Origin of the sequence: Streptomyces sp. AK02-01A, from assembly GCF_033795305.1 — a bacterium.
GTDB lineage: Bacteria > Actinomycetota > Actinomycetes > Streptomycetales > Streptomycetaceae > Streptomyces.
Genome location: NZ_JARBAE010000007.1, coordinates 178,627 through 194,840 on the forward strand (window position 1 = coordinate 178,627; position 16,214 = coordinate 194,840).

The window sequence follows — 16,214 nt, forward strand, 5'->3', positions numbered from 1 at the left end:
GCAACAGGGAATTCTGGGTGAGCCGGGAAGTCTGGTCGGCACGTGCTTCGTCGTGTCCGCCGATCCGACCTGGAGGTCCCCGCCCGTGGCCGCGCCCCGCCCCACCAGCCGTAAGTTCCTCGGAGTGCTCTCGCTGCCCGAGCGGAACTTTCTCACGGACGCACTGCGTACGGAGACCGTCGGTGGTGTCCTGCTGCTCGCCGCCGCGATCGGAGCCCTGATCTGGGCGAACACCCCGCTGAGCGGCGGCTATGAATCCGTACGGAATTTCCGTGCGGGCCCTTCCGCGCTCGGCCTCGATCTCTCTCTGGAGCACTGGGCGTCCGAGGGCCTGCTCGCCGTCTTCTTCTTTGTCGCCGGCATCGAGCTCAAGCGCGAACTGGTGGCCGGAGAGCTGCGCGACCCCAGGACGGCCGCGCTTCCGGTGATCGCCGCGCTCTCCGGCATGGCCCTGCCCGCATTGGTATATGTGCTGGTCAGCGGCGTCGGCGGTGGATCGTTGGGCGGCTGGGCCGTCCCCACCGCCACCGATATCGCTTTCGCGCTCGCCGTCCTCGCGGTCCTCGGCACCTCCCTGCCCTCGGCGCTGCGCGCCTTTCTCCTCACTCTCGCCGTCGTCGACGATCTCTTCGCGATCCTGATCATCGCCGTCTTCTTCACCGGCGATCTGAACTTCGCGGCGCTCGGCGGCGCGTTCGCCGGTCTTGCCGTCTTCTGGATCCTGCTGAAAAAGAACGTGCGCGGCTGGTACGTATATGTCCCGCTGGGCCTGGTCGTCTGGGGCCTGATGTACAACAGCGGCGTCCACGCCACCATCGCCGGAGTCGCGATGGGCCTGATGCTCCGCTGCGTCAGACACCCGGACGAGCGGCGTTCCCCGGGCGAGCGCATCGAACATCTCGTGCGTCCCGTCTCGGCCGGTCTGGCCGTGCCGCTGTTCGCTCTCCTCGCCGCGGGCGTCCCGGTCTCCGGCGGCGCGCTGGGCGCTGTCTTCACCCGGCCCGAGACCCTCGGTGTCGTGCTGGGTCTGGTGGTCGGCAAGGCGATCGGCGTCTTCGGCGGCACCTGGCTGGCCGCACGCTTCACCAGGGCCGAGCTGAACGAGGACCTGGCGTGGCCCGATGTGTTCGCCGTCGCCGTACTCGCCGGAATCGGCTTCACGGTCTCGCTGCTCATCGGCGAGCTGGCCTTCTCGTCGGACCCGGTGCTCACCGACGAGGTGAAGGCCGCGGTGCTGACGGGTTCGGTCGTCGCCGCCGTGCTCTCCGGCATCCTGCTGAAGCTGCGCGTCCGCAGATACCGGGCGCTCTGTGAGAACGAGGAGCGCGACGAGGACCTGGACGGCATTCCCGACATCTATGAACAGGACGATCCCGGGTACCACCTGCGCATGGCCGCGCTCTACGAGGCGAAGGCCGCGGAACACCGCCGGCTGGCGGAACACGCGGGGGCAACGCGCGAGGAACGCGGCGGTCCGGCATGATCTGACAACGGATCCGTAGACAAAAAGAGCGAGAAGAGGGAGTCACCTATGAGCGACCCCGGCAGGCAAGTCGCCGACACTGTCCGGACCGGCACAGTCGTCAAAGCCGTCACCACCGAACGCAGTATCGGCCAGTTGTTCGCCTCGGCGACCGCGGAGATGTCCGCGCTGGTCCACGACGAGATCGCGCTGGCCAAGGCAGAGCTCCGACAGGACGTCAGGCGCGGCGCGGTCGGCGGCGCCGCCATCACCGTCGCGGGCGTCTTCGCGCTGTTCTCGCTGCCGGTGCTGAGCTTCGCCGCCGCGTACGGAATCCACAATCTGGGTCTTGGCCTCGCCTGGTCGTTCCTCATCGTGGGAGGAGCGTTCCTGGTGCTCGCCGGGCTGCTCGCCGGACTCGCCCTGCTGAAGTTCAAGAAGGTCAAGCCTCCGGAGAAGTCCATCGCCTCGGCCAAGGAGACGGCGGCCGTACTGCAGAACGTGAAGCCTCACCCACGCGAGTTCCGGACGAGCCCCAAGTCTGTGGCACGCTCGTCTGCATGACGGACCCTGATTCCGACCCCGGCAAGACGCTCCGCCCGCCGCCCGGTTCGACGCCCGGCTCGAACCCGGGCGCGACCGCCGGTTCGGCTCATGGTGCGACGACCGCCTCCGCCGTACGCCTTGATGGTCCCTGGACCCATCGCGACGTGGCCGCCAATGGTGCGCGCTTCCATATCGCCGAGGTGGGCGAAGGGCCGCTGGTGTTGCTGCTCCATGGCTTTCCGCAGTTCTGGTGGACCTGGCGCCATCAACTGACCGCGCTCGCGGACGCCGGCTACCGCGCCGTGGCCATGGACCTGCGCGGTGTGGGCGGCAGCGACCGTACGCCGCGCGGTTACGACCCGGCCAATCTGGCCCTCGACATCACCGGTGTGGTGCGCTCGCTCGGCGAGCCCGACGCCGCGCTCGTCGGCCATGACCTGGGCGGTTATCTCGCCTGGACGGCGGCCGTCATGCGGCCCAAGCTGGTGCGCCGGCTCGCGGTCTCCTCCATGCCGCATCCGCGCCGCTGGCGTTCGGCGATGCTCTCCGACTTCGCGCAGAGCAGGGCCGGATCGTACATCTGGGGCTTTCAGCGTCCATGGCTCCCGGAGCGTCAGCTTGTCGCGGACGACGCGGCGCTGGTCGGCAAGCTGATCCGGGACTGGTCAGGGCCCGGCCTGCCCGACGAGGACGCGATCGCGGTCTACCGGCGGGCCATGACCATCCCGTCGACAGCGCACTGTTCGATCGAGCCCTATCGCTGGATGGTGCGGTCGATGGCGCGTCCGGACGGCATCCAGTTCAACCGGCGGATGAAGCGCGCGGTGCGGGTGCCGACGCTCCAGCTCCACGGCTCGCTCGATCCGGCGATGCGGACGCGCAGCACGGCGGGCTCGGCCGAGTATGTGGAAGCTCCCTATCGCTGGCGGCTGTTCGACGGGCTGGGGCACTTTCCGCACGAAGAGGATCCGGCGGCGTTCTCCGCGGAGCTCATCAACTGGCTGAAGGACCCGGAGCCGGACCGCTGAGTCCGGACGACTGACCGGCGTCCGCATCGCCGGCCTCGTCACCGGACCGGTCACCGCCGCGTACCACCGTCCCGGCCACTGAGCCGGACGGCTGATCCCGACCGTTGTTGTCGATGAGGTCGACCACCCTTTGAACACTTGTCATATGAACTGCCAATTGCCTCACGCATAGGCCAATTGGCCCTCTTCCGCGCGATTACCGACCATGGGGCAGGGGCAGACGTCCGGGTATGGGCTGGACGCACGACTACGGTGACGCAGCACGCAACCGCCGCTCGGCCTCAGCGCCGATCACCCACGAGAGGGGCGCCCCGGAACACCAGGGCCATGATCCCCGGCTCGGTATTTCTCTGATTCTCCGCCGCAGGGCCCGCTGGGTCTCGGCCCGGCTGCGCCATCAACGCATTTAGGACCTGCCAGGGCGAACCCGGCGCAGCGGCACCGCATACGCCGGGTTCGCGGGCCGGACGAAACGTGTCAGACAGCACCTAGGCCCTGTCTGACACATCCCGCCTGGCCTGCGACGCCTGGCACGCACGCTCACCGCGTTGTCGGAGTCATCCGAGTACGTCCAGTACACGGATGATCCTCCGCCTTGGGATCGCACGCACCAGACGTCGCAGGCCCCGCCCTCCGGGCGGACGGCGCTATGTGTCAGACACGTCCTAGAGCGCGCACTGCTGGCTGTCGACCTCCTGGTTGGCGGTCCGCCCGAGCGTGATGTCGTCGCGGATCTCGTCGGCCGTCAGGGCGTAGCCGGTCTGGGCGTCGTCGAGCGACCTCGCGAAGATGACGCCGTACACCTCGCCCTCCGGGGTGAGCAGCGGGCCTCCGGAGTTGCCCTGGCGCACCGTCGCGAAGAGCGAGTAGACATCGCGGCGGACCTCGCCGCGCCGGTAGATGTCGGGGCCGTTGGCGTTGATACGGCCGCGGACCCGGGCGGAGCGTACGTCGTACGCGCCGTTCTCCGGGAAGCCCGCGACGATCGCGCCGTCTCCGCTGCCGGCGTCCGCGTCGGTGAACCTGAGCGGGGCCGCCCGGAGGTCGGGCACATCCAGTACGGCGATGTCGCGCTGCCAGTCGTAGAGCACGACCTTGGCGTCGTACAGCCGTCCCTGGCCGCCTATCTGGACCGTGGGCTCCTCCACGCCGCCGACCACATGCGCGTTGGTCATCACCCGGCGGTCCGCGAAGACGAAGCCGGAGCCTTCGAGGACCTTGCCGCAGCTCGGCGCCGTACCGACGACCTTGACGATGGATCTCTGGGCGCGGGACGCGACCGGGCTGCCCGCCAGCGCCGGGTCCGGCGGGCGGACCTCGGTGATGGGCTCATTGGCGAACGGGCTGAAGACCTGCGGGAAGCCGTTCTGGGCGAGGACGGAGGAGAAGTCCGTGAACCACGTCGACGCCTGACTGGGCACCACCCGGGAGACCCCGAGCAGCACCTTCGAGCTACGGACCTCCTTGCCGAGCGTGGGCAGCGAGGTCCCGGCGAGCGCGGAGCCGATCAGCCACGCGACCAGCAGCATGGCCACGACATTGACCAGCGCGCCGCCGGTGGCGTCCAGGGCGCGGGCGGGCGACCACGTGATGTAGCGGCGCAGCTTGTTGCCGAGGTGCGTGGTGAACGCCTGGCCGACGGAGGCACAGACGATCACTATCACCACGGCGACGACGGCGGCCGTGGTGGATACCTCGGAGCCCTCGGTGAGCTGATCCCATACGACGGGGAGCAGATAGACCGCGACGAGACCGCCGCCGAGGAATCCGATCACCGACAGGATGCCGACGACGAAACCCTGGCGGTAACCGACGATCGCGAACCACACGGCGGCGAGCAGCAGCAGGATGTCCAGCACGTTCACCGTCAATAGCCTCGCTAGCCTCGCAGATACGTCTCCGGTCGCCCGGTACGGAGCGGCGGCCGCCCTCGCCGGGCCGCCGTCGTCAGAGCCCCGGAAGGGCACAGCACTGGGTCAGGGTGTCATGCGCGCCAGTCGAGCGGGACCTGCTTGGAGCGGTCCCACGGCCGTTCCCATCCCGCGAAATGCAGAATGCGGTCAATTACTCCCGCGGTGAAACCCCAGACCAGAGAGGACGCGACCAGAAACGCCGGCCCGTTGTGGCCGCGCGGGTGCACGGCGGTCACGCGGTTGGCCGGATCCGTGAGATCCGCCACGGACGCGGTGAAGACCCGTGCGGTCTCCATGGGGTCGACCACGCCGACCGGAGTGGGTTCACGCCACCAGCCGAGGACGGGAGTCACCACGAAGCCGCTCACCGGGATGTAGAGCTTGGGAAGGACACCGAAGAGCTGGACGCCCGACGGGTCGAGACCGGTCTCCTCCTCGGCCTCACGCAGCGCGGCCCGCAGCGGCCCCGTGGTCGCGGGATCGCCGTCCTCCGGGTCGAGCGAGCCACCGGGAAACGAGGGCTGCCCCGGGTGCGAGCGCAGATTCCCGGCCCGCTCCATGAGCAGCAGCTCCGGGCCGTGTTCGCCTTCGCCGAAGAGGACGAGCACGGCGGACTGCCGGCCGCCGCCGCTTACCGGTGGCAGAAAACGGCTGAGCTGCTCCGGTACGACGGTCTGCGCGGTCCGCACGACGGGCGTGAGCCACTCGGGCAGCCCTTCGGTGCTGACGGCGTCCCGCGTCGTCGGGTTGTCACAGGTCTCTTCAGCGCGCGTCATGGGCACCCCCGGCGTACAACGCCTGCCGTCGGCCCGTTCGTTCCGCTCTCATCCGGCTCCACTCATTCGTGTCCGGACAAGTCCGTGTCCTGACAAGCCATGGCTCACTCATAAGGCGCCGACCGTCATCCGCACCGATCGCTCACCGTCCACCGCGCTCCCACATGGTGCGTATGTCCCGGCCTCACGCCGCGCCCGGAGGCGTGCCCAGCGGCGGAGCCGGCTTGCCCGGATAGTCGGCCGGCGGGCTCAGGCGCTGGCCCGGATAGCCGCCCATCTCGTACTTGAGAAGCTTCTTCGCCTTTTCCGGGTCCGTCTCGCCCTCGCCGTACGAAGGACAGAGATGCGCGATCGGACAGGCACCGCAGGCCGGCTTGCGGGAGTGGCAGATCCGGCGGCCGTGGAAGATCACCCGGTGCGAGAGCATCGTCCACTCGCTCTTGGGGAAGATCGCGGCGATGTCCGCCTCGACCTTCTCCGGATCCTCCTGGTCGGTCCACTTCCAGCGGCGGACCAGCCGGCCGAAGTGCGTGTCGACGGTGAGGCCGGGAACACCGAAGGCGTTGCCCAGCACGACATTCGCCGTCTTGCGGCCCACGCCGGGCAGCGTCACCAGATCCTCCAGCCGGCCCGGCACGTCGCCGCCGAAGCGGTCCCGGAGCGCCGTGGACAGGCCGATGAGGGACCTCGCCTTGGCCCGGAAGAAACCGGTCGGACGCACGGCCTCCTCCAGCTCCTCCGGCACGGCCGCCGCCATGTCCTCCGGCGTCGGATAGCGCGTGAACAGCGCGGGCGTGGTCTGGTTGACCCGGAGGTCGGTCGTCTGGGCGGAGAGGACCGTGGCCACCAGAAGCTCGAACGGATTCCGGAAGTCCAGCTCGGGATGGGCGTACGGATAGACCTCGGCCAGCTCGCGGTTGATCCGGCGGGCCCGGCGGACCATCGCCAGCCTCGACTCCGGTTTGACCGCGGATTTCCGTACGGCCGCGCTCCCGGACCCGGAGGTGGGCTCCGCCTGGAGGTCCCCCGGAGGCTTGCGCCTACCTGTTGACCCTTTTGCGGCTTTTTTCGCTTTCGCCGAAGGCTGTTCGCCCACAGCGGAATTACGCTCCGCGGACACTCTTCCAGCCCCCTTGGCCTGCGCTGTCACCGGCGAGTCGGACACCCGGCCAGCCTAAAGCCCCGCACCGACATCCGCCCCGGGCACGGCCGATCACCACCCGAATCGGCTCCCGGAGCATGGCCGGCCGCACCCGTGGGTCAGACTTGTGACTGATCGCACGCTTTCGAACAGACAGCATCGGACAGCGGGCGAAGCAGCTCAGCGATGCCGAGCCTCCGAGAAGAAGTGCCACGTACGGCATCATGGGGACGACGGTTTCCTGAGCAGGTCGACAAGGAGAGAACACGTGGACGACGTTCTGCGGCGTGCCCCGCTCTTCGCGGCGCTCGATGACGAGCAGGCCGCGGAGCTCCGCGCCTCGATGAGTGAAGCGACGCTCGCCCGCGGCGACGCGCTCTTCCACGAGGGCGACCCCGGTGACCGCCTGTACGTGGTCACCGAGGGCAAGGTCAAGCTCCACCGCACCTCCCCCGACGGCCGCGAGAACATGCTGGCCGTGCTCGGCCCCGGCGAGCTGATCGGCGAGCTGTCCCTCTTCGACCCGGGCCCGCGCACCGCCACCGCCACCGCGCTCACCGAGGTCAAGCTCCTCGGTCTCGGCCACGGCGACCTCCAGCCCTGGCTGAACGTCCGGCCGGAGGTGGCCACGGCCCTGCTGCGCGCCGTCGCCCGCCGGCTCCGCAAGACCAATGACCAGATGTCCGACCTGGTCTTCTCCGACGTCCCCGGCCGCGTGGCCCGCGCGCTCCTCGATCTGTCGCGCCGCTTCGGCGTGCAGTCCGAGGAGGGCATCCATGTTGTCCACGACCTGACGCAGGAGGAGCTGGCCCAGCTCGTCGGCGCCTCCCGCGAGACGGTCAACAAGGCGCTCGCCGACTTCGCGCAGCGCGGCTGGCTGCGTCTGGAGGCGCGTGCGGTGATCCTGCTGGACGTGGAGCGCCTCGCGAAGCGCTCGCGCTGACCGGCCGGCGCGGCGCGGGCGACGCGGCGCCGGGACCGCCGGGCCGGCGCCGGGACCTCTCGCGCACCGGACCGCGGTGCTCAGATCAGGCCGTGTTCGCGCAGGTACTGGAGCTGGGCGCGTACCGACAGCTCGGCCGCCGGCCACAGAGACCTGTCCACGCCCGCGTACACCCGCGCCACCACCTCCGAAGGCGTGCGGAGGCCGTTCTCGACGGCCGTCTCCACCTGAGCGAGCCGGCTCGCGCGATGGGCGAGATAGAACTCGACCGCGCCCTGGGCGTCGTCCAGTACGGGTCCATGGCCGGGCAGGACCGTACGGACGCCGTCGTCGACCGTGAGCGAGCGCAGCCTGCGCAGCGAGTCCAGGTAGTCGCCGAGCCGGCCGTCCGGATGCGACACCATCGTCGTACCGCGTCCGAGGACGGTGTCTCCGGTCAGCACCGCGCCGTCGGCGGGCAGATGGAAGCAGAGCGAGTCCGCGGTGTGGCCCGGGGTCGGTACGACCCGTAGCTCCAGCCCGCCGGTGCTGATGACGTCCCCGGCGGCCAGCCCCTCGTCGCCGAGCCGCAGCGCCGGGTCCAGGGCCCTGACAGCGGTACGTGTCAGCGCGGCGAAGCGCGCCGCGCCTTCCGCGTGGTCCGGATGCCCATGGGTGAGAAGGGTCAGCGCGATCCGCTTTCCGGCCCTCTCGGCGGTGGTGATGACCGCCTTGAGGTGGCCGTCGTCCAGCGGGCCCGGATCGATGATCACCGCCAGCCCGGAGTCCGGCTCCGAGACGATCCAGGTGTTGGTGCCGTCCAGGGTCATCGCGGAGGCGTTCGGCGCGAGGACATTGACGGCGCGGGCGGTGGCGGGGCCGGACAGCGCTCCGCCGCGCGGCTGACCGGGGAGGGCGGCGGCGTCGGTCATCGGAGGCCTCCGGACGGGTCGTGTTCGGGACGGCCGGCGGACTCGTCGGACGGCGCGGCGGTGGCGACGCGTTTGGTGAACTCCTCGTGCCCCGGCCAGCTCAGCACCAGTTCACCGCCTTCCAGCACGGCCGTGGCCAGTACCGGAGTCAGATCGCGGCCGTCGGCGCCCGCGAGCGCCTCGGCGGCCGCGCCGTACGGCTGGAGCTGACGCAGCGTCGACACGGTCGGCGGCATCATCAGCAGCTCTCCTCTGTCGTACGCCTCCGTCGCCTCCGCCGGTCTGATCCACACCGTACGGTCGGCCTCCGTCGAGGCGTTCCTGGTCCGCTGGCCCGCCGGCAGCGCGGCCACGAAGAACCAGGTGTCGTAGCGGCGCGGTTCGAACTCCGGGGTGATCCAGCGCGCCCACGCCCCGAGCAGATCGCTGCGCAGTACCAGCCCGCGCCGGTCCAGGAAGTCCGCGAAGGACAGTTCACGGTCGACGAGGGCGGCGCGGTCGGCCTCCCAGTCGTCGCCGGTGGTGTCGCCGACGACGGTCCCCGCGGTCTTTCCCGCCAGCAGGACACCGGCCTCCTCGTATGTCTCGCGGACCGCCGCGCAGACGATGGCCTGTGCGGACGCGGTGTCCACGCCGAGCCGCCGGGCCCAGACGTCCCGGCCGGGCCCGGCCCAGCCGACGAGCCGGTCGTCGTCCCGCGAATCGACTCCGCCACCCGGGTACGCGTACGCGCCGGCGGCGAAGGCCATCGAGGCCCGTCGCCGCAGCATGTGCACGGCGGGCCCGCCGGGACCGTCGCGCAGGAGCATCACGGTCGCAGCCCGCCGCGGAGTCACGGCCGCGATCTCACCGGCGGCGAGGGCACGGATCCGCTCGGGCCATTCGGGCGGGTACCACTGACCATTCGACATGGCCGGATGCTATGCGCTGGCGCGGGTATGTTCGAGGGCCGGTTCTTCCGGCGCCGCCGACGCGAAGATCCCGCCCGGTACGCGCGAGGCGCGTGTACCGGGCGGGATCCACGAAGCGACACCGCCGTCAGGTCCCGGTCAGCCCTCGGTCAGCTCGACCTGGATCTCGACCTCCACCGGTGCGTCCAGCGGCAGGACCGCCACGCCCACCGCGCTGCGGGCGTGCACGCCCTTGTCACCGAGCACCTGGCCGAGCAGTTCGCTCGCGCCGTTGATGACGGCCGGCTGGCCCGTGAAGTCCGCGGCCGAGGCGACGAAGCCGACGACCTTGACCACCCGCGCGATGCGGTCCAGGTCGCCGGTGACCGACTTCACAGCGGCCAGGGCGTTCAGCGCACAGGTACGGGCGAGTTCCTTGGCCTCCTCCGGCGTGACCTCGGCACCGACCTTGCCGGTGACCGGAAGCTTGCCCTCCACCATCGGGAGCTGGCCCGAGGTGTAGACGTAGACACCGGTCCGCACGGCCGGCTGATAGGCGGCCAGCGGCGGCACCACCTCGGGCAGTGTCAGCCCCAGCTCGGCGATGGCGGCCTCGACGGCTCCGCTCATGCGGTCTTCTCCCGCTTGAGGTAGGCCACGAGCTGCTCGGGGTTGTTCGGCCCGGGAACGACCTGGACGAGCTCCCAGCCGTCCTCGCCCCAGGTGTCCAGAATCTGCTTGGTCGCGTGCACGAGAAGGGGCACGGTCGCGTATTCCCACTTGGTCATGGAGGCGACTGTAGCCGTACGCCGGGAAGCCTCGTGCGTAGCCTGTGGCCTTACTGGTTAGGCTCAAATACGTGAGCAGGCTCCAAGTCGTCAGCGGCAAGGGCGGTACCGGTAAGACGACGGTCGCCGCCGCCCTCGCGCTCGCCCTCGCGACCGAGGGCAAACGCACGCTCCTCGTCGAGGTCGAGGGCAGACAGGGCATCGCACAGCTTTTCGAGACCGAGGCGCTTCCCTACGAGGAGCGGAAGATCGCCGTCGCCTCGGGCGGTGGTGAGGTGTACGCGCTGGCGATCGACGCGGAGCGCGCCCTCCTCGACTACCTCCAGATGTTCTACAAGCTCGGCGGCGCGGGCCGGGCGCTCAAGAAGATCGGCGCCATCGACTTCGCGACGACGATCGCACCCGGCGTCAGGGACGTCCTGCTGACCGGCAAGGCGTGCGAGGCGGTGCGCAGACGCGACCGGCAGGGCCGCTTCGCCTACGACTACGTGGTGATGGACGCTCCGCCCACCGGCCGCATCACACGCTTCCTGAATGTGAACGACGAGGTGGCCGGGCTGGCGAAGATCGGCCCCATACACAATCAGGCGCAGGCCGTGATGCGTGTCCTGAAGTCACCGGGGACCGCCGTGCACCTGGTGACGCTGCTGGAGGAGATGCCGGTCCAGGAGACCGTGGACGGCATCGCCGAGCTGAGGGCCGCCGAGCTGCCGGTCGGCAATGTGATCGTCAACATGGTCCAGCCGCACCTCCTCGACGAGGCAGCCGTCCGCGCCGCCTCCGGCGACCGCCGCAAGGAGGTCGCCAAGGTGCTCGCCACCGCCGGGCTGAGCGCGCCCACCAAGCTCGTCGGTCCACTCCTCGAACAGGCCGCGGAGCACGCCCAGCGCGTCGAGCTGGAGCGCGAGCAGCGGGCCGTCCTGGCGAAGCTGGGCCTGCCCACCCACGAACTCCCGCTGATCGGCGAGGGAATGGATCTCGCCGGTCTCTACCGGCTGGCGGGAGAGCTACGGCGACTTGGGGAGGTCTTCTCATGACCCTGGACCCGGCGGCCGCTCCGCTCGCCATCGATCCGCTGCTCGACGATCCGGCCACCCGCATCATCGTGTGCTGCGGTTCGGGCGGGGTCGGCAAGACGACGACCGCCGCGGCTCTCGGCGTACGGGCGGCCGAGCGCGGCCGGAAGGTGGTCGTCCTGACGATCGACCCGGCCCGCCGGCTGGCCCAGTCCATGGGGATCGACTCGCTCGACAACACGCCGCGGCGGGTCAAGGGCGTCGACGGCCCCGGCGAACTGCACGCGATGATGCTCGACATGAAGCGCACCTTCGACGAGATCGTCGAGGCGCACGCGGACGGCGAGCGGGCCCGCGCCATTCTGGAGAACCCCTTCTACCAGTCCCTGTCGGCCGGTTTCGCGGGCACGCAGGAGTACATGGCGATGGAGAAGCTGGGGCAGCTCCGGAGCCGCGACGCATGGGATCTGATCGTCGTCGACACCCCGCCGTCGCGCTCCGCGCTGGACTTCCTGGACGCGCCGAAGCGGCTCGGGTCCTTCCTCGACGGGAAGTTCATCAGGCTGCTGATGGCCCCGGCGAAGATGGGCGGCCGGGCGGGCATGAAGTTCCTGAACGCCGGGATGTCGATGATGACCGGCACGCTCGGAAAACTGCTCGGTGGTCAGCTCCTGCGTGACGTGCAGACGTTCGTGGCGGCGATGGACACGATGTTCGGCGGTTTCCGTACTCGCGCGGACGCGACATACCGGCTGCTCCAGGCGCCCGGGACGGCCTTTCTGGTGGTCGCGTCGCCCGAGCGGGACGCGCTGCGGGAGGCGGCGTACTTCGTACAGCGGCTGGCGGCCGAGGAGATGCCGCTGGCCGGTCTGGTCCTCAACCGGGTCCATGGCAGCGGCGCCGCCCGGCTGTCGGCCGAGCGAGCGCGGGCGGCGGCAGAAAATCTTGAAGAGGGCCGCATTGTGGATCAGCGGCCCGGGAAGACTGAAGCTCGTGGCACTGCTGCCCCGGAAGGCCCTTCTCCCGAAGCCTCCGAGGCGCATGAAGCCCCCGACGCCACCGGATCCTCCGAAACCGCAGCCCCTGAGAGCCGCCCGAGCACCACGGACCAGCCGAGCCGCACGAGCCGCCCGTCATCACCCACGTCCGACCCGTCCGTACCCGCGACATCCACGACATCCGCGGTGCCGTCGGAGTCCTCCTCCGCGCCCGCTTCTGTCACAAGTGTGGAACAGCTGACCGCGGGTTTGCTGCGCCTGCACGCCGAGCGGATGCAGGTGCTGGCACGTGAGCAGCGCACGCGTGACCGCTTCACCGCGCTCCACCCCGAGGTGGCCGTGGTCGAGGTGGCGGCCCTGCCCGGCGATGTTCATGACCTCGCGGGGCTCAGGGCCATCGGTGAACGCCTCGCGACCGGTCGCCCTACGACCTGAGCCGACGGAGACGTGAAAGGCAGCGCGGCTGGTCGAGCCGCGACAACCGCACAAGGACTGTGAAGATGGAGCGCCCGGCCAGGACGGAGAGCCGCTTCGGCCCACGCCGAAGCGCCGAACCTCCAGCTCACCGCCGTGTCATGTCCCGCCGTGTCATGTCCCGCCGAGTCATGTCCCGCCGAGTCATGTCCCGCCGGTCAGGGACGAAGGACCAGGGACGAGGGGCCACCTGAGGGCTACCCCACCGCCGCGTACGTCTCGTACGTCTCGTCGTCCTCCAAGCCCACGGGCAACAGGCCCGCGCTGCGCTCGTACTCCGTACGCGCGGTCTCAAGCAGCCGTCGCCACGAGGTGACGGTCGGTCGCCTGCGCAACAGTGCGCGGCGCTCCCGCTCGGTCATTCCGCCCCATACGCCGAATTCGACGCGGTTGTCCAGCGCGTCAGCCAGGCATTCGGTCCGCACCGGACATCCGGTGCACACCGCCTTGGCCCTGTTCTGCGCTGCACCCTGCACAAACAATTCATCCGGATCGGTAGTGCGGCAAGCTGCCTGCGCACTCCAGTCGGTTACCCAGCCCATCCCGGCGCCGTCCTCTCCCGAATCGAGGCTCCCCCACGGCGGTAGCGGCATATTCACCGCTGCCAGTTGAGGACGTTACGGAAGGTGGGCACAGCGCAACACCCCCTTCGGGCCCAATCTTGAATGGCCCGAACGGACTATGCGTACGCGGCAGATCACCCAGGGGAGTGACCCAAGGGCATAAACGACCAACCCGGTCAAAGCCGGGCATTTCACTTGAGTCGCGAGGGGTATTTAATGATGAACGGGGCGATTCCGGACATGACTTCCGGTGTTTCGGGTTCACCGGAAGTTCACATCGGAGGCTTGATGCGCAACCCCACTGCTGTGACAGTTGAGAACAGCTTAGGCCAGAGCCTTGACGCGTGTCCGGCGAATGAGAACGTAGGCTGCCCCCATGCCAAAGAAGCGCTCGGGCGGGGGTCTGACCGGGACCCAGCAGGCCGCCAAGTTCCTCGGTGTCAGCTTGCTCGCGGGGGCCGTGCTGGCCGGTATCGCCCTGCCGGCCTTCGGTGTGCTGGGACTCGCGGCCAAGGGGACGGTCGAGGAATTCGACGACATCCCAGCCAACCTCAAGACCCCGCCGCTGAGTCAGCGGACCACGATCCTGGACTCGCAGGGCGGACGCCTCGCCACGGTCTATTCGCGTGACCGCACCGTCGTACCGCTGAAGGACATCTCTCCGTACATGCAGAAGGCGATCGTCGCGATCGAGGACTCGCGCTTCTACGAGCACGGCGCGATCGACCTCAAGGGTGTGCTGCGCGCGGTCAACCGCAACGCCCAGTCGGGCGGAGTCTCCGAGGGCGCCTCGACCCTGACCCAGCAGTATGTGAAGAACGTCTTCGTCGAGGAGGCCGGCGACGACCCGACCAAGGTCGCCGAGGCCACCCAGCAGACCCTGGGCCGCAAGATCCAGGAGCTGAAGTACGCGATCCAGGTCGAGAACGAACTGGGCAAGAAGAAGATCCTTGAGAACTACCTCAACATCACCTTCTTCGGCCAGCAGGCGTACGGCATCGAGGCGGCCTCCCAGCGCTACTTCTCCAAGCCCGCCAAGGACCTGAAGCTGGAGGAGGCGGCGATGCTCGCGGGCGTCGTCCAGTCGCCCAGCCGGTTCGACCCGGTCAACGACGAGGAGGAGGCCACCAAGCGGCGCAACATCGTGCTGCAGCGGATGGCCGACGTCCGGGACATCTCGCAGCCGGAGGCCGACCGCGCCAAGGCAGCGCCGATCAAGCTCAAGGTGAGCCGCCCGAAGAACGGCTGCATCACGGCGGTCAGCGGAGCGGGTTTCTTCTGCGACTACGTACGAGAGGTCTTCCTCACCGACCCGGTCTTCGGCAAGACCCGCGAAGAGCGGGCGAAGGTCTGGAACCAGGGCGGTCTGACGATCCGTACGACGCTCGACCCGCAGGCTCAGGAGTCGGTTCAGGATTCGATCAAGAGCCATGTCAACCAGAGCGACAAGGTCGCCACGGCGGTGACCCTGGTCGAGCCGGGCACCGGCAAGATCGTGGGCATGGGCCAGTCCAAGGCGTACGGCTTCGGTAAGAACGAGACCCAGATCAACTTCTCGGTCGACCACGGCATGGGCGGCTCGAACTACGGCTTCCCGACCGGTTCGACCTTCAAGCCCTTCCTGGCCACGGCGGCCATCGAGCGCGGTGTCCCGCCGACGCAGTCCTATCCGGCGCCGTACGAGATGCCGTATCCGGCCTCGATCCCGGCGTGCGGCGGCAAGCCGTGGGTCAACGTCGACGGCGACCGGGCCGAGAACGAGAACGAGTCCGAGGTCGGTCCGTACTCACTGAAGGAGGCCATGGCCAAGTCGGTCAACACCTACTTCGTGCAGATGATCGACCAGATCGGGCTCTGCCCCGTGACGGAGACGATCTCCAAGCTGGGCATCGTCCAGGGTGACGGCAAGAAGCTCCCGGAGTCGCCGTCCGCGCTCACGCTGGGCTCGCAGGGCATCTCGCCTCTGCGGATGGCCAACGCGTACGCCACTTTCGCCAATCGCGGCACCTACTGCACGCCCATCGCCATCGCCTCCATCAAGACGGCGGCCGGCGACGATCTCAAGGTCCCGCAGTCGTCCTGCACCCGCGCCATGACGGAGAAGACCGCCGACACGATCAACACCCTGCTGAAGGGTGTGGTCGACTCGGGTACCGGTGAGCCGGCCGGACTCACCAGCCGGGACAACGCGGGTAAGACGGGTACGACGGACCAGCGGAAGAACGCCTGGTTCGTCGGGTACACCCCGAACATGTCCGGCGCGGTCTGGGTCGGCAGCCCCTCCCAGCAGGTCGAGATGGAGGACATCACGATCGGCGGCGAGTACCACCCGCTGGTGTTCGGTGGTGAGGTCCCGGGGCCGATCTGGAAGGACGCGGTGTCCGGTGCGCTGGACGGCAAGCAGGCTCCCAACTTCGTGACCGTCGACATCCCGGACGCGCCGAAGGCCGGCCGGGACGGAGATCCCAGCAAGCCGGGCGGTAACGGCGGCCAGGGGAATGGCGGCCGCGGCGACGGAAAGCCCGGTGACAACGGCGGACAGGGTCCGTTCCCCGGCCTGATCGGCGGCGGCGACAACGGCGGGAATGGAAACGGCGGCAACGGAAACGGCGGGAACGGGAACGGCGGCCAGGACGGCGGCGGGTTCTTCCCGTAAACCTCGGTATCGCGCTGCCTGCGGTTGACCACAGTGTTGGACCACAGAGAACAGCGTGGGACCACAGAGAAGGGGTGCTCCACCTGGTGGAGCACCCCTTCGGTCTTTC

General features: G+C 69.3%; 16 protein-coding genes. 8 read left to right on the top strand and 8 right to left on the bottom strand.

Annotation, left to right across the window (positions count from 1 at the left end; translation table 11 throughout):
- Positions 1-85 precede the first annotated feature (85 nt).
- From nhaA to PV679_RS10400, 4 genes are all read left to right on the top strand, one after another.
- A complete protein-coding gene (gene nhaA / locus PV679_RS10385) occupies positions 86-1,483 on the top strand; it encodes a Na+/H+ antiporter NhaA (protein ID WP_319679822.1) in 1,398 nt (465 codons plus the stop codon).
- Positions 1,484-1,531: 48 nt separating this feature from the next.
- The gene (locus tag PV679_RS10390; RefSeq protein ID WP_319679823.1) at positions 1,532-2,026 is read left to right on the top strand and encodes a phage holin family protein; all 495 of its coding nucleotides are present in this window, start codon (positions 1,532-1,534) and stop codon (positions 2,024-2,026) included.
- Entirely contained in the window at positions 2,023-3,036 is a 1,014-nt protein-coding gene (locus tag PV679_RS10395) for an alpha/beta hydrolase (RefSeq protein ID WP_319679824.1), read from the top strand. The genes PV679_RS10390 and PV679_RS10395 overlap by 4 nt, the downstream gene beginning before the upstream one ends.
- A 230-nt stretch (positions 3,037-3,266) precedes the next feature.
- Positions 3,267-3,446, top strand: coding sequence for a hypothetical protein (locus PV679_RS10400; RefSeq protein WP_319679825.1), 180 nt, complete (start codon positions 3,267-3,269; stop codon positions 3,444-3,446).
- A gap of 255 nt (positions 3,447-3,701) precedes the next feature.
- Here PV679_RS10400 and PV679_RS10405 read toward each other — a convergent pair whose 3' ends face one another.
- The 3 genes from PV679_RS10405 to nth form a co-directional block, all read right to left on the bottom strand.
- Positions 3,702-4,901 (bottom strand): MarP family serine protease, encoded by a 1,200-nt coding sequence (locus PV679_RS10405; RefSeq protein ID WP_319679826.1) that lies wholly within the window; start codon positions 4,899-4,901, stop codon positions 3,702-3,704.
- Positions 4,902-5,020: 119 nt separating this feature from the next.
- Positions 5,021-5,725, bottom strand: a complete 705-nt coding sequence (locus PV679_RS10410) for a CoA pyrophosphatase (RefSeq protein WP_319679827.1) — start codon at positions 5,723-5,725, stop codon at positions 5,021-5,023.
- 184 nt (positions 5,726-5,909) lie between these two features.
- Positions 5,910-6,821 (bottom strand): endonuclease III, encoded by a 912-nt coding sequence (gene nth / locus PV679_RS10415; RefSeq protein WP_416069689.1) that lies wholly within the window; start codon positions 6,819-6,821, stop codon positions 5,910-5,912.
- 313 nt (positions 6,822-7,134) lie between these two features.
- Between nth and PV679_RS10420 the strand changes: the two genes are divergently transcribed.
- Positions 7,135-7,809, top strand: coding sequence for a Crp/Fnr family transcriptional regulator (locus tag PV679_RS10420; protein WP_018845857.1), 675 nt, complete (start codon positions 7,135-7,137; stop codon positions 7,807-7,809).
- A gap of 80 nt (positions 7,810-7,889) precedes the next feature.
- On the opposite strand, the gene PV679_RS10425 is transcribed toward PV679_RS10420, so the two are convergent.
- The 4 genes from PV679_RS10425 to PV679_RS10440 form a co-directional block, all read right to left on the bottom strand.
- A complete protein-coding gene (locus PV679_RS10425) occupies positions 7,890-8,720 on the bottom strand; it encodes an MBL fold metallo-hydrolase (protein WP_319679829.1) in 831 nt (276 codons plus the stop codon).
- Positions 8,717-9,631: an NUDIX hydrolase gene (locus PV679_RS10430; protein ID WP_319679830.1), complete on the bottom strand. Its 915-nt coding sequence runs from the start codon at positions 9,629-9,631 to the stop codon at positions 8,717-8,719. The genes PV679_RS10425 and PV679_RS10430 overlap by 4 nt, the downstream gene beginning before the upstream one ends.
- A gap of 138 nt (positions 9,632-9,769) precedes the next feature.
- Positions 9,770-10,240 carry a RidA family protein gene (locus PV679_RS10435; protein WP_319679831.1) on the bottom strand — a complete coding sequence of 157 codons (471 nt, stop codon included), beginning with the start codon at positions 10,238-10,240 and terminating at the stop codon, positions 9,770-9,772.
- Positions 10,237-10,398, bottom strand: a complete 162-nt coding sequence (locus tag PV679_RS10440; protein ID WP_093601778.1) for a DUF4177 domain-containing protein — start codon at positions 10,396-10,398, stop codon at positions 10,237-10,239. Before PV679_RS10440 ends, PV679_RS10435 begins: the two co-directional genes overlap by 4 nt.
- 71 nt (positions 10,399-10,469) lie before the next feature.
- Between PV679_RS10440 and PV679_RS10445 the strand changes: the two genes are divergently transcribed.
- Both PV679_RS10445 and PV679_RS10450 read left to right on the top strand, forming a co-directional pair.
- Complete coding sequence (locus tag PV679_RS10445) at positions 10,470-11,435, top strand: ArsA family ATPase (RefSeq protein WP_319679832.1); 966 nt, start codon at positions 10,470-10,472, stop codon at positions 11,433-11,435.
- Entirely contained in the window at positions 11,432-12,847 is a 1,416-nt protein-coding gene (locus tag PV679_RS10450) for an ArsA family ATPase (RefSeq protein ID WP_319679833.1), read from the top strand. Before PV679_RS10445 ends, PV679_RS10450 begins: the two co-directional genes overlap by 4 nt.
- 236 nt (positions 12,848-13,083) lie before the next feature.
- On the opposite strand, the gene PV679_RS10455 is transcribed toward PV679_RS10450, so the two are convergent.
- Positions 13,084-13,428, bottom strand: a complete 345-nt coding sequence (locus tag PV679_RS10455; RefSeq protein ID WP_030353248.1) for a WhiB family transcriptional regulator — start codon at positions 13,426-13,428, stop codon at positions 13,084-13,086.
- 397 nt (positions 13,429-13,825) lie between these two features.
- Between PV679_RS10455 and PV679_RS10460 the strand changes: the two genes are divergently transcribed.
- Entirely contained in the window at positions 13,826-16,105 is a 2,280-nt protein-coding gene (locus PV679_RS10460; protein ID WP_319679834.1) for a transglycosylase domain-containing protein, read from the top strand.
- The last annotated feature ends 109 nt before the right edge of the window (positions 16,106-16,214 follow it).